The organism is Sphingomonas rustica (genome assembly GCF_039652585.1).
GTDB classification, from domain to species: domain Bacteria; phylum Pseudomonadota; class Alphaproteobacteria; order Sphingomonadales; family Sphingomonadaceae; genus Sphingomonas; species Sphingomonas rustica.
Window position 1 is genome coordinate 116167 of sequence record NZ_JBDIZK010000009.1, and the last position, 12865, is coordinate 129031.

Consider the following 12865-nt stretch of genomic DNA (forward strand, 5'->3'; position numbering starts at 1 on the left):
TCGAAAGGGGCCCGATCATGCAGCTGACCCGACGCGGAGCGATGAAGACAGGCGTGGCGCTGGCCGCGCCGATGATCGTGCCCGCCAGCGTGTTCGGACGCAACGCGCCGTCGAACCGCATCACCGTCGGCGCGATCGGGGTGGGACGGATCAGCCGGATCCACGATATCAAGGAGACGATGAGGCATGACGATGCCCAGATCGTCGCGGTGTGCGATGTCGATGTCCGCCGGCTGGGCGCAGGGCAGCAGCTGGTCGACGATCGCTACGCGGCCAAGCTGGGCAAGGACTATTCGGGCACCCGCGGCTATACCGACTATCGCGAGCTGATCGCCGCGCCGGACATCGACGCGGTGCTGATCTCGACCCCCGACCACCAGCATGCGCCGCTGGCGATCCATGCGGTGCGCGCAGGCAAGCATGTCTATCTGCAGAAGCCCGCATCGCTGACCATCGCCGAGGGTCGGGCGATGGCCGATGCCGTCAAGGCGTCGGGCCGAATGCTGCAGATCGGATCGCAGCAGCGCGGATCGACGCCCTGGCCGCAATTCCGTCGGGCCTGCGAGCTCGTCCGCAACGGCCGGATCGGCGCGCTGAAGCATGTCGAGATCGGCCTGCCCGGCGATCCGTCGGGCCCGGACGCGCCGGCCATGCCGATCCCGCCGGGCCTGAACTATGATGCGTGGCTGGGGACGACGCCCGAGACCTATTATACCGAGATGCGGGTTCATCCCCAGTCCTCGTTCGAGGACCGTCCGGGCTGGCTGCGCGTCGAGCAGTTCGGATCGGGCATGATCACCGGCTGGGGGGCGCACCATATCGACACGGCCCATTGGGGCATGGACATGGAGCATTCCGGTCCGGTCGAGATCTGGGGAAAGGCCGAATTTCCCAAAAGCGGCCTGTGGAACGTGCACGGCCGGTTCGAGACCCACGCCCTCTACGCCAACGGCGTCACCATGACCGTCTCGGGCGCGCTGCCCAACGGCGTGAAGTTCATAGGCGACAAGGGATGGATCTTCGTGACGCGCAGCGGGGCCGTCACCGCCAGCGATCCCTCCGGTCCGCAGATCGACCCGCTCCAGGCGAGCGATCCGAAGATCCTGTCCAGCGTGATCGGAGCGAACGAGGTCCGGCTGCTCGACGCCCCCGAACAGCATCGCAACTGGCTGGATGCGGTCCGCACCGGCGCGCCGCTCAGCGCGCCGGCGGAGATTGGCCACCGCGCCTGCTCGACCTGCCTGCTCCACTGGATCGCGATGAAGACCGGGCGCCGGCTGCGCTGGGACCCGAAGGCCGAGCGATTCATCGGCGACGAGGAGGCCAACCGGATGCTGAGCCGCCCGCAACGCGCGAAATACGCGGTCTGACCCCCGACCGCACATCCTGGGACCCGTTCCGCGGCGTGGGCGGGTCCCGATTTTTATCCTCAGCTGCCGCCCTGCCCGTCCCGCCAGCAACGCACCGCCTCGTTCACCGCATCGCCCAGCGACGCGGTCAGGTTGCGTCCCTTCCAGGGCGACTTGCTCTCGCGCACGATCGGCGCGCTATAATGGATGTCGTAGCTGAGCCGGTCGAGATAGCTGCGTCCCTCGGTCTGGAATTGCGCACGCTCCGCGCCGTCGAGCGCGATCAGGACCGAATAGTTGATGAAGCTGTGGCTGCAATGCGCGTCGAGATAGAGCGTCTCGCCCTCCTCAAGCAGAAACCAGCGATTGGGTTCGTGATCGAGGGCCTTCATCAGTGCCACCTCCGGTGTCCGTGCATATCATCTGCGCCGGTAAGATCGACTGCGGCATCGACAAAAGAAAAGGGCGCCCGGATGCCGGACGCCCTTCCCTGTTCGATGCGATCGACGTCGATCAGAAGCGAACGCCGATGCCGCCCGCGACGTGGCGACGCTGCAGGTTGATGCCATAGCCCAGCTCGCCGAAGTCGGCGTAGTTGCCCTCGAAAAACGCATAGACGTTCTTGCTGACGCCGAATTCGACGCCGAGCGCCCCGCCGACGCCGCCCTTCGACTCTTCGCCCGAGAAGGAACCGCTCTGGGCCTTCATCGTGATCGAGTTGTAGCCGCCCTTGATGTAGACGACGGTGCGCGGCGAGACGATGAAGCCCAGGCGAGCGCCGGCGCTGAAGTTGCCCTTCACCCCGATGCAGTCGCCGCCTTCGCAGATTTCCACGTTCGAAACGTCGTAGTTCGCATAGGCGCCCAGCGTGATCGAGTTGCCGACCTGCGCGTCGAAGCCGACTTCGCCGCCGAACGACACGGCCTGGCCGATCTTGTAGATATCGCCGCTGCCGTCGGTGACGGTCGGCGTTTCCCAGCCGAGGCGGGCTTCGACGCGAACGCCATCGACGCCCTTGTCGATCGTTTCGGGTGCGTCCTGAGCGGCAGCCATGACGGGCACGCAGACAAGGGCCGCAACTGCGGCCATAAAGGTCTTCATTCTGATATTCCCCCTGTTGTCTCTTCGAAAAGAGGCCGATGACTCGGCGCGGCTGCCGCTAGCGCCAAGACCGGCGGCCGTCCATCAGCTTTTTTGATCCGTTATCGATACGCTGTTAGGCAGCGCGGATGACGCCATCGCTGATCATCATCGACGACTTCCTGTCGGACCCGCATGGCTTTCGCCGAAAGGCGCTGGCGCTCGATTACGATCCCTTGTTCAAGGGCGGCAATTATCCCGGTCTTGTCTCGACGGCGCCGCTTCCGGTGACTGGGCTCGACGATGAAGCGAGCAAGCGCGCGGGCTTCGCGCTGCAGGCCGCGCCCGGGACGACGCACCAGCATTGCCGCCTGACGCTGAAGGGCGACAAGGGTGCCAGCGGTGTCCATGTCGATCCGTGTGCCTATTCGGGCATACTCTACCTCAGTCTTCCCCAGCATTGCCGCGGCGGGACCGACTTCTTCCGCCACCGCCCGACCGGACTGGAACGGATCCCGCAGACCCCGGTCGAACTCGCGGCCAGCGGCTATTCCGACGTCAATCGGCTGATCGACGAGGTCGTCAACGGCGACACGCTGAAGCCGGCGCGTTGGGAAAAGACGATGACGGTCCCGATGCGGTTCAACCGGCTGATCCTGTTCAGCCCCTGGATGTTCCACAATTCCGCCGCCGGCTTCGGCGACCGGCCGGAGAACGGACGGCTGGTCCATCTGATGTTCTTTGCCGCCGCCCCGAGATAGGTTCGGCCGAGCGAGCGATTCAGACCTTCAGGCCCTGGAGCAGCTTCGGCACGTCGCCGCTCTCGCCTCGTGCCTCGGCCATGAAGGCGCGCTTGAGCGGCGGCAGGCGATCGACCGCCGACAGGCCGAGGCGGCGGACCTTCGACACGGTCCGCCCGGGAATTCCGAACAATCGGGTCAGGCCATCGGTCGCCGCCGCGACCATGAAGGTGTCGAGTCCGCGCCAGCGCTGATAGCGGGCCAGCAGTTGCGGGTCGCCCAGGTCCATGCCCAGCCGCTTGCCCTCCACCAGCACCTCGACCAGCGTCGCGACGTCGCGGAAACCGACATTGACCCCCTGGCCGGCGATCGGATGGATGCCATGGGCCGCGTCACCGACCAGCGCCAGCCGGTCGGAGGTGATCCAGGCGGCATGATGAAAGCCGAGCGGATGGCTGAAGCGCGAGCCCAGCCGGCTGAGCGGTCCGAGGAACCCGCCCATCCGCTTCTCCGCCTCGTGCAGATAGGCGCGGTCGGATAGCGCCAGCATGCCCGGCGCGTGCGACGCGTTGACCGTCCAGACGATCGCCGAGCGATGGCCATGCTCGTCGTCGAGCAGCGGCAGGATCGCGAACGGGCCGTCGGGATAGAAGATCTCGTAGGCGATATTCTCGTGGCTGCGCTCGTGATGGAGCGAGATCACCATCGCGGCGTGATCATAGCTCCAGCGCGCGACCTTGAGCCCCGCGGCCTCGCGGGTCGGGGAGTTGCGCCCCTCCGCAGCGATCAGCAGCGGCGCCGTCACCGTGGCGCCCGAATCGAGCAGCGCAGTGACGCCGTGCGGACCGCGATCGACCGACACGGCGCGCGTCTTCATCCGGACATCCGCCAGCGGGGCGGCCTGCGCCGCCTCGAGCAGCGCCCGGCGCAGCGCGCGGTTCTCGAACATGTGCCCCAGCGCGCCGTCGTCGGCGTCGGGTTCGAAATCGAGCTTGCCGGGCGCCAGCCCGTCGGACACGCGAATCCCCTTGATCGGGCACCCCAGCCCCGTCAGCCGGTCGGCGACTCCGATGGCCTCGAACATGCGATAGGGCGCGCTGGCGATCGCGGAAGCGCGGCCGTCGAACGACGCCGCCAGGATCGTTTCCGGATCCGCCGGATCGACGACGATCGATGAAAGGCCGTGCGCGTCGAGCGCGGTGGCAAGCGCGCTGCCGACCAGCCCGCCGCCGAGGATAAGGACGTCTGCCCGATCGGTTGCGCGTTCCATGACCTCAGCCCGTAGCGCGCGATGCCCGGCGTGCCAATGCACGGCTTGACGTCGGACTCCCGCCAAGCGATGATTTCCGCGCACCCCCTGAAATTTTTGCCGGAGGCTGGACGATGGCGTCCCGCGCACCTGCGCCGCACTGGCGCGACACGATGAAGGCTGGCGTTCGCCGCAGCGGCGCGCTGATCGGCGGTATCGCCCTGTTCCTGGGGGTGATGGCGCTGATTCTCGCGCTGATCAGCTATCATGCCCAGGATCCATCCCTGAACACCGCGGCGGCCGGTCCGGCGCGCAACCTGCTGGGCGGCGTCGGCGCCTGGGCAGCCGACATCCTCTTTTCGCTGTTCGGGGCGCCGGTCTGGCTGTTGATGCCGATCGGCCTGGTCGCGGTGAACCGGCTGCTGCAGGACCGGCCGCTGACCGGCATCGGCGCGATGCTGCGCCGGGGTGCGCTGGGCGCGCTGTTGTTCGCGATCAGCCTGGCATTCGTGCCGATCGACTCGACGCTGCCGGCCGGTCGGGCCGGACTGATCGGCCTGATGGTGGCCAAGGGGCTGCGCGCGCTTCTGTCCCTGACCGGCGACGCGATGATCGCAACCTGGGCCGGACGCGTGATCGCGGCGATCCTGGGCATATCCGGGCTGTGGATCTGGTGGCGTGCGCTCGATTTCCGCCTGCCCGATCCGCGCGGCTGGGCGATCCCGCAACTGCCCTTCAAGACACCGCGCCCGGCGCGCGAGATCGAGGACGAGGCGGACGAGGACGGCTTTGCCGCCCCGCTGCGCGGCAGTGACGACGAGCCGCGCCCTGCTCCGCGCAAGGTGGCAATGCCGGAGACGAGGCCCGGCCCGGTCATCGCCGATCGCGCGATCGCACCCAGACCCGCCAGTGCCAAGCCGCCGACCCAGACCAGCCTGGATTTCAAGGACAGCTATGCGCTGCCCCCGCTCGACCTGTTGAAGGCGGCGGCGCCGGGGAGCGGAAATGTCGTCGACAAGGCCGCACTCGAGCGCAACGCGCGCCTGCTCGAAAGCGTGCTCGACGATTTCAACGTGAAGGGGCAGATCGTCGAGGTTCGGCCCGGCCCGGTCGTCACCATGTACGAACTGGAACCGGCGAGCGGCATCAAGGCCAGCCGCGTCATCCAGCTGGCCGACGACATCGCGCGCAACATGTCCGCCATTTCCGCGCGCGTCGCGACGATTCCCGGCCGCACCGTCATCGGCATCGAACTGCCCAACGCAAAGCGCGAACCGGTCAACCTTCACGAACTGATCGGCAGCCAGAGCTTCGAGGACCAGGGCGCGACGCTGCCGCTGGTGCTGGGCAAGAACATCTCGGGCGATCCGATCATCGCCGACCTGGCACCGATGCCGCACCTGCTCGTCGCCGGCACGACCGGATCGGGCAAGTCGGTCGGGCTGAACTGCATGATCCTGTCGCTGCTCTACCGGCTGACGCCGGATCAGTGCCGGATGATCATGATCGACCCGAAGATGCTCGAACTCAGCATGTACAAGGGCATCCCGCACCTGCTGGCGGAGGTGGTGACCGATCCGCCCAAGGCGGTGCGCGCGCTGAAATGGGCGGTCGAGCAGATGGAGGACCGCTACCGGATGATGGCGTCGGTCAATGTCCGCAGCCTCGCCAGCTTCAACGACAAGGTCCGCCAGGCCAAGGCCAAGGGCCAGAAGCTGGGCCGCAAGGTCCAGGTCGGCTATGACGAGAATGGCCGCCCGATCCACGAGGAAGAGACGCTCGACCTGCAGCCGCTGCCGCAGATCGTCATCATCGTCGACGAGCTTGCCGACCTGATGATGACCGCGGGCAAGGAAGTCGAATTCCTGATCCAGCGGCTGGCGCAGAAGGCCCGTGCCGCGGGCATCCACCTGATCATGGCGACGCAGCGTCCGTCGGTCGACGTCATCACCGGCGTGATCAAGGCCAACCTGCCGACGCGGATCAGCTTCCACGTCACGTCGAAGATCGATTCGCGCACGATCCTGGGCGAACAGGGCGCCGAACAGCTGCTGGGCAAGGGCGACATGCTCTATATGCCCGGCGGCAAGCAGCTCGCCCGCGTCCACGGCCCGTTCGTCAGCGACGAGGAAGTCCAGGCGGTCTCCGACTTCTGGCGCAGCCAGGGCGAGCCCGATTACATCACCGCCGTTACCGAGGAACCCGAGGATGGCGGTTTCGCGCTGGAGGGCGGCCCGGACGGCGAGGATACGCCCGAGGAGCAATCCTATCGCCGCGCGGTCCAACTGGTCGCCGAGAGCCAGAAGGCATCGACCTCGTGGCTGCAGCGCCAGCTGCGCGTCGGCTACAACACCGCCGCCCGACTGATCGAGCGGATGGAGCGCGAAGGCCATGTGTCCAAGCCCGACCATGTCGGTCGGCGCGAGGTGCTGATGGATACCGACGGACGACCGCTCTAGGGATCGAATCGCGCGTCACAGGGGTTCACGGCGCATTCAAGCCGCGCCTGCCATGCGCGATCCTCACGCAATTCGGAGAAGACCGTGTACCGACTGCCGACGCTCCTGACTCTCGCGCTCGCGACGCCCGCCTTGGTGGCGGCAGCGCCGCAGCAGAATGATCTGGCGCAGGTCCAGACCCATCTTCAGGCGGTCTCCAGCATGACCGCCAGCTTCAGCCAGACCGATCGCGCCGGCAAGACGCTGAACGGAACGATGACGCTGAAGCGGCCGGGCAAGATCCGCTTTCAGTATGAAAAGGGCGTGCCTCAGCTGATCGTCGCCGATGGCAGCTCGCTCTATTTCATCGACTATCAGGTTCGCCAGGTCGAGCGCTGGCCGATCGGCAATTCGCCGCTGGCGGTCCTGCTCAACCCGAAGCGGGACATCACCCAGTTCGCCAAGCTGGTCCCGACCGGTGATTCGCGCGTGATCTCGGTCGAGGTGCGCGATCCCAAGCATCCCGAATATGGGCGGATCACGATGATCTTCCAGCGCAGCGCCGGATCGCCTGGCGGCTTGATGCTGCAGGGCTGGGTCGCCCTGGATTCGCAGAACAACCGCACCACGATCCGCCTGTCGGATCAGCGCTTCAATGCCGCGATTGCCGACGGAACGTTCCGCTGGAACGACCCGCGGAGGTCGAGCGGTCCGCGTCGCTGAATCCGTTCATCTAGCGTGCAGGTTGCCGCGCCTAGAAGCGGTGTTGCGGATGTGGGGCGTACCCGGGATTTTCCCCCCTGTTGCCCGGGATACCCACCTCCCGCCTGCGTGACGAACGCCAGGTCGGCCCTCGCTCCAATGCCCCCGGAGCGGGGGCCTTTCCGTTTTCGGGCCCTTGTCGATCGCGATGGCAAGGCGCGGGCTGGAATCGCCCGGTGAACGCGCTACATGCGACGCAATGACGACGACGATCGCTTCGTGGAACATCAATTCGGTGCGGTTCCGCATCGATATCGTCCAGCAATTCCTGCGCGAGGAATCGCCCGACATCCTGTGCCTGCAGGAAACCAAGGTGATCGACGGCGATTTTCCCGCCGCACCGTTCCGGGCGCTCGGCTACGACCATGTCATCATCCACGGCCAGCGGATGCATCACGGGGTCGCGATCATCAGCCGCGTGCCGATCGTGGAGGACGACCGGCTCGACTGGCAGGCCAATGGCGAAGCCCGCCATGTCGGCGTGCGGTTGCCCAATGGCGTCCGGCTCGAGAATGTCTATGTCCCCGCCGGCGGCGATGTCCCCGATCGCGAGGTGAACCCGAAATTCGGCCAGAAGCTCGATTTCATCCAGCGGATGACCGATTGGTCCGCCGCGCTCGACATGCCGACGATCCTGACCGGCGACTTCAACATCGCGCCGCTGGAATGCGACGTGTGGAGCCACAAGCAGCTGATCGACGTGGTCAGCCACACCCCGATCGAGATCGAGGCGCTGGCCCGGATGCAGGCGGCACATGGCTGGGTCGATCTCGGGCGCCGTTTCATTCCCGCGCCGGGACGCTGCTTCACGTGGTGGAGCTACCGGGCGAAGGATTGGGAAGCATCCGATCGCGGTCGCCGGCTGGATCACATGTGGGCGAGCCCGGCGATCGCCGACACCGCCCGCGCCCACCGCGTGTGCGAGCCGTGCCGCAGTTGGCTCAAGCCGTCCGATCACGTTCCGATCGTCACCGAGTTCGACTTTTGAGCGACCCGCGCGCTGCCGCCCGTGCCATCGATGCGCTGCGGCGTGGTTGGCCGGTCGCGATCGACGGGGTGGCGCTGCTTGCGGTCGAGACGGCGGATCGCGAGCGGCTGGCCGCTTTCGACCCTGACGCCAAGGCGCCATTGCTGTTGTCGGCCGGCCGCGCATGGACGCTGAAGCTTGCCAACCAGCGCGACGCCGCGGTGCCCGACAATCCGGTGCTGGTCGACCGGTCGCCCTGGCTCGACTTCGATACCGCGACCGCACTGGCCGATCCGCAGTTCGACCTCGCCACGCCGCTGAAGGGACCGTTCCGCGCGATCGCGCTCGACTGGCCCGACGTGGCAGGCGCCGCGCTGCGACTCGCGCGGATCGCCGGCGTGCTCCCCGCCTTTTTCGCCCGGCCCGCGCAAGGCGAGCCGGCAATCGCGCTCGCGGACATCGATGCGCACGAGGATGCGGACCGCCTGCGGATCGTCACCCGCGCCCGCCTGCCGGTCGCCGGAGCCGAGGACAGCGAGATCGTCGCCTTCCGCACCGACGAGATGCCGGGCGAGCATGTCGCCCTGATCATCGGCCAGCCCGACGGCAATGCCCCGCTGGTGCGGCTGCACAGCGAATGCCTGACCGGTGACATGCTGGGCAGCCTGAAATGCGATTGCGGCCCGCAGCTCCATGCCGCGGTGCACGCGATCGAGGCCAGCGGCTGGGGTATCCTGCTCTACCTGCGCCAGGAAGGCCGCGGCATCGGCCTGATCAACAAGCTGCGTGCCTATGCGCTGCAGGACCAGGGGTTCGATACGGTCGACGCCAATGTCCGGCTGGGCTTCGCCGTCGACGCGCGCAATTTCAAGGTGGCGGCGCGGATGCTGACGCTGCTGGGCCAGCCGGCGATCCGGCTGCTCACCAACAATCCCGACAAGGTCGCCGCGCTCGAGGCGGCGGGCATTTCGGTGACCGAGCGGGTGCCGCACAAGCTGCCGCCCAACCCGCACAATGCGCGCTATCTCGACACCAAGCGCGACCGGACTGGCCACCAGCTCTGAAGCAGTGCCGGGGCGCCCGGCGGTTCAGGCGATCAGTCGCGCGACCTCGTCGAAATCGCCGGCGATTTCAGTCACGCCCAGCGCGCGCAACCGATCGGCGTGGCCCATGGCGCAATGGCGGCCGGCGCACAGGCCGATGACATGCGCGCCCGAGGCGACTGCGCCGGTCACGCCGACGGGAGAATCCTCGAGGATCACGCTGTGCTCGATATCGATCCCGATCGCCCGGGCGGCGTGGAGGTAGATGTCCGGCGCAGGCTTTCCACGCGTCACATGCTCTCGGCCCGAGAAGATGCGGCCTTCGAACAGGTCGCCGATTCCCATGTGATCCAAGTGGGTCTGGATCCAGTGCGTGCTGCTAGATGACGCGATCGCCCGGGGCAGGTCGGCGGGAAGCGAGCGGACGAAGGCGATCGCGCCGGCAACCGACTCCAGTCCTTCCTCGAGGACGCGATTATTCTCGGTCTCGCGCTCGGCGTGAAAATCGTCGGGGACCGGCCGGCCGATCCACCGCTCGATCGCGGCGATGAAGTCGGCACCCGACAAGCCCATGAAATTCGAGATCGAATCCTCCGCGCTGGTCGGATGACCGATGCGCGTCAGATAGTCGGCGATCTGGATATTGCCGGCATATTCGCTTTCCAGCAGCACGCCGTCGAAGTCGAAGATGATCCCCTGATATTTCATCCGCGCGCCCCGAACAGCGCGCTGCCGACCCGGACATGGGTAGCGCCGAGCCAGATTGCCGCCTCGTAATCCCCCGACATGCCGATGCTGAGCCCCGCCAGGCCATTGTCGCGGGCCAGCTTTGCGAGCAGCGCGAACCAGGGTGCCGGCTCCAGATCCTGAGGGGGAACGCACATCAGCCCGGCAACCGGCAGGTCCGCCGCGCGCGCTTCGGCCAGCAGCGCCGGCAGATCGGTGATGGCGCAGCCGCCCTTCTGCTCCTCCTCGCCGATATTGACCTGGATGAAGCAATCGGGACGCTTGCCCGCCTTGTCCATCGCCCGCCCAAGCGCGGTGACCAGAGAACTGCGGTCGACCGAATGGATCGCGTCGAACAGCGCGACCGCTTCGTCGGCCTTGTTCGACTGGAGCTGTCCGACCAGGTGCAGGCGAAGATCGGGCGTTTGCTCGCGCAGCGCCGGCCATTTGCCGGCCGCCTCCTGTACGCGATTCTCGCCGAAGACGCGCTGGCCGGCGGCAATCAGCGGGCGGATCGCCTCGACAGGATGGGTCTTCGAGATCGCGATCAGTTCGATCGAGGCGGGATCGCGGCCCGCGGTCCTGGCGGCGCGGGCGATCTTCTCGCGCAGATCTGCGAGGCGGCTCTTGGCATCGTCGGATGGCATGGGCGAGGCTATAGGAGGGGGGATGCGCCGCCGCCACCCCTCCCTGCCCGCAATCTGGCTGATGACCGACCCGCGCATGGGGGACGCCCTGTGGCCGGCGCTCGAACGGCTTCCGCGCGGCAGCGGCGTGGTGTTTCGTCACTATGGCGTTCCCGGGCGGCGGGCATTGTACGATCGCGTGGCCAGGATTGCGCGCCGCCGCGGGCTGCTGCTGGTCGCCGCGGATCTGCCGGGTAGCCGTCATGTCCATAATGGAAGGCATCGCGGCGCCGGAGTTCGTACCGCCGCGGCGCACTCGCGGCGCGAGGCGATTCAGGCGATCCGCGCGGGCGCCGACCTGCTGTTCGTCTCGCCGGTCTTCGCGACCCGATCGCATCCCGGCGCGCAGACGCTGGGCCGGATTCGCTTCGGTCTGCTGGTACGCCACCTGCCGGTGCCCGTCATCGCGCTGGGCGGAATGACCGAAGCGCGCATGCGCGGGCTCCCCGGCGCAAGCGGCTGGGCAGCGATCGACGCGTGGTCTGGTTAGAAGCGGAAGGCCGTCCCGACATAGACCGCCTGGCTGTCGCGGCGGTTGTCGGTCAGGCTGGGGTCGATCCGCTCACGCTCGCTCTTGTAGCGCACGCCTGCAGTGACATCGAGGTTGCGGGTCAGCGAATAGCTGCCGCCGACATCGAGCGAATAACTGGGCTGATCGCCGGTGATCGCCGGAGCGTCGATCAGCGGACGATCGATGCTGGCGATCGCACTCTTGCTGCTGCGCTTGCCGGTATCGACCAGGCCGAGATCGTTGCGGTCGCGGCCGACCGGCTGGGTTACGGCAACCGGGTTGATCCGCGCGACATCGGTCGAGATCGCGAACTTCTTCCAGCCGACCGACGTGCCCAGATTATAGGCGATCGGCGCGACACTGACCGAAGGCGCGATCGCGGTAGCGCGATCGACCACGGCGTTGGTGCTGCTGGCGGTGGCTCGCACCGCGACCAGAACCGAACGGTTGCCGGTGCTGCGCGCATCGGACGGCGTGAAGCGGAAGCCGGTGTCGGGCATGCCGCTCTTCGACAGAACGGCAGCGAGCTTCGGATCCGCCGCCGCAGGCGTGAAGATGCCGATACGAATCGGATCGCGGTTGGCGGGTGCCGCCATCGCCCGATTCTCGCTCGCCTGGAGCGCAGGCGTAACGAGGATCGCGGCAGCGCCGAGCGCTCCCACACCAATCCCCGTCAAGACTCGTCCGACTCGCATGTTCATCCCCTGTCAGATGGCAACTTCTACCCCGGAGCGAAAGAGTGGTTCCAGTCCCCCTACCATTTTCCGAGTCAGGTGTTGCCGTGGGTCCACAGATTCCTGCCGCCTTGCTCCCGCCACATCAGCCTCTATAGATGCTCGCCTTGCCTCTTTCTGCCTTTAGGATGTTGTCGATGAACCGCCTGTTGCGCTGCGCGATCCTCGGGTCGCTCATCCTTCCCCTCGTTGCGTGCGGCGGCCGTGAGCGGCCCAAGACAGACATCGCCGCGTCCAAGGTGACCACGATCGGCGTGAACGCCTATCTGTGGCGCGCCTCGCTCGACACGATCAGCTTCATGCCGATTCTCCAGACCGATTCCAACGGCGGCGTCATCGTCACCGACTGGTACGTCAATCCCAACGTGCCGACCGAGCGGGTCAAGATCACCATCACGATCCTCGACCAGGATCTGCGCGCCGATGCGCTCCGCGTCGCATCGCTGCGCGAAGTGAACCGGAACGGCCAGTGGGTGTCGGCGCCGGTCCAGGCGGCGACGGTCCAGAAGCTCGAGGACATCATCCTCACCCGTGCGCGCGACCTGCGTCGCGCGGCGATCGTCGATTAACCCAGACAGGA

General features: G+C 67.0%; 14 protein-coding genes. 8 read left to right on the top strand and 6 right to left on the bottom strand.

Going from position 1 to position 12865, the window contains the following annotated elements:
* Positions 1 to 17: 17 nt before the first annotated feature.
* Entirely contained in the window at positions 18 to 1370 is a 1353-nt protein-coding gene (locus TPR58_RS15430) for a Gfo/Idh/MocA family protein (protein ID WP_346247599.1), read from the top strand.
* A 59-nt stretch (positions 1371 to 1429) separates the two neighbouring features.
* On the opposite strand, the gene TPR58_RS15435 is transcribed toward TPR58_RS15430, so the two are convergent.
* Together TPR58_RS15435 and TPR58_RS15440 are read right to left on the bottom strand one after the other, a co-directional pair.
* Complete coding sequence (locus TPR58_RS15435; RefSeq protein ID WP_346247600.1) at positions 1430 to 1741, bottom strand: hypothetical protein; 312 nt, start codon at positions 1739 to 1741, stop codon at positions 1430 to 1432.
* Between the two features lie 121 nt (positions 1742 to 1862).
* Entirely contained in the window at positions 1863 to 2450 is a 588-nt protein-coding gene (locus TPR58_RS15440; RefSeq protein ID WP_346247601.1) for an outer membrane beta-barrel protein, read from the bottom strand.
* A 128-nt stretch (positions 2451 to 2578) separates the two neighbouring features.
* On the opposite strand from TPR58_RS15440, the gene TPR58_RS15445 reads away from it, so the two are divergent.
* Entirely contained in the window at positions 2579 to 3190 is a 612-nt protein-coding gene (locus TPR58_RS15445) for a DUF6445 family protein (RefSeq protein WP_346247602.1), read from the top strand.
* Between the two features lie 19 nt (positions 3191 to 3209).
* Here TPR58_RS15445 and TPR58_RS15450 read toward each other — a convergent pair whose 3' ends face one another.
* Positions 3210 to 4439: a UbiH/UbiF/VisC/COQ6 family ubiquinone biosynthesis hydroxylase gene (locus TPR58_RS15450; RefSeq protein WP_346247603.1), complete on the bottom strand. Its 1230-nt coding sequence runs from the start codon at positions 4437 to 4439 to the stop codon at positions 3210 to 3212.
* 113 nt (positions 4440 to 4552) lie between these two features.
* On the opposite strand from TPR58_RS15450, the gene TPR58_RS15455 reads away from it, so the two are divergent.
* The 4 genes from TPR58_RS15455 (at position 4553) to ribA (ending at position 9649) form a co-directional block, all read left to right on the top strand.
* The gene (locus tag TPR58_RS15455) at positions 4553 to 6877 is read left to right on the top strand and encodes a DNA translocase FtsK (RefSeq protein WP_346247604.1); all 2325 of its coding nucleotides are present in this window, start codon (positions 4553 to 4555) and stop codon (positions 6875 to 6877) included.
* Between the two features lie 93 nt (positions 6878 to 6970).
* Positions 6971 to 7579, top strand: coding sequence for a LolA family protein (locus TPR58_RS15460; protein WP_428835729.1), 609 nt, complete (start codon positions 6971 to 6973; stop codon positions 7577 to 7579).
* Positions 7580 to 7817: 238 nt separating this feature from the next.
* Positions 7818 to 8606, top strand: a complete 789-nt coding sequence (locus TPR58_RS15465; RefSeq protein ID WP_346247605.1) for an exodeoxyribonuclease III — start codon at positions 7818 to 7820, stop codon at positions 8604 to 8606.
* Entirely contained in the window at positions 8603 to 9649 is a 1047-nt protein-coding gene (gene ribA / locus TPR58_RS15470) for a GTP cyclohydrolase II (RefSeq protein ID WP_346247606.1), read from the top strand. The genes TPR58_RS15465 and ribA overlap by 4 nt, the downstream gene beginning before the upstream one ends.
* A 24-nt stretch (positions 9650 to 9673) precedes the next feature.
* Here the strand turns inward: ribA and TPR58_RS15475 are convergent, their stop codons facing one another.
* Complete coding sequence (locus TPR58_RS15475; RefSeq protein WP_346247607.1) at positions 9674 to 10336, bottom strand: HAD family hydrolase; 663 nt, start codon at positions 10334 to 10336, stop codon at positions 9674 to 9676.
* Positions 10333 to 11001: a YggS family pyridoxal phosphate-dependent enzyme gene (locus tag TPR58_RS15480; RefSeq protein WP_346247608.1), complete on the bottom strand. Its 669-nt coding sequence runs from the start codon at positions 10999 to 11001 to the stop codon at positions 10333 to 10335. Before TPR58_RS15480 ends, TPR58_RS15475 begins: the two co-directional genes overlap by 4 nt.
* A 22-nt stretch (positions 11002 to 11023) precedes the next feature.
* On the opposite strand from TPR58_RS15480, the gene TPR58_RS15485 reads away from it, so the two are divergent.
* Positions 11024 to 11530, top strand: a complete 507-nt coding sequence (locus tag TPR58_RS15485; RefSeq protein WP_346247609.1) for a thiamine phosphate synthase — start codon at positions 11024 to 11026, stop codon at positions 11528 to 11530.
* On the opposite strand, the gene TPR58_RS15490 is transcribed toward TPR58_RS15485, so the two are convergent.
* The gene (locus TPR58_RS15490; RefSeq protein ID WP_346247610.1) at positions 11527 to 12228 is read right to left on the bottom strand and encodes a hypothetical protein; all 702 of its coding nucleotides are present in this window, start codon (positions 12226 to 12228) and stop codon (positions 11527 to 11529) included. The genes TPR58_RS15485 and TPR58_RS15490 overlap by 4 nt on opposite strands.
* 194 nt (positions 12229 to 12422) lie before the next feature.
* On the opposite strand from TPR58_RS15490, the gene TPR58_RS15495 reads away from it, so the two are divergent.
* Positions 12423 to 12854 (top strand): DUF3576 domain-containing protein, encoded by a 432-nt coding sequence (locus TPR58_RS15495; RefSeq protein WP_346247611.1) that lies wholly within the window; start codon positions 12423 to 12425, stop codon positions 12852 to 12854.
* Positions 12855 to 12865: the final 11 nt, after the last annotated feature.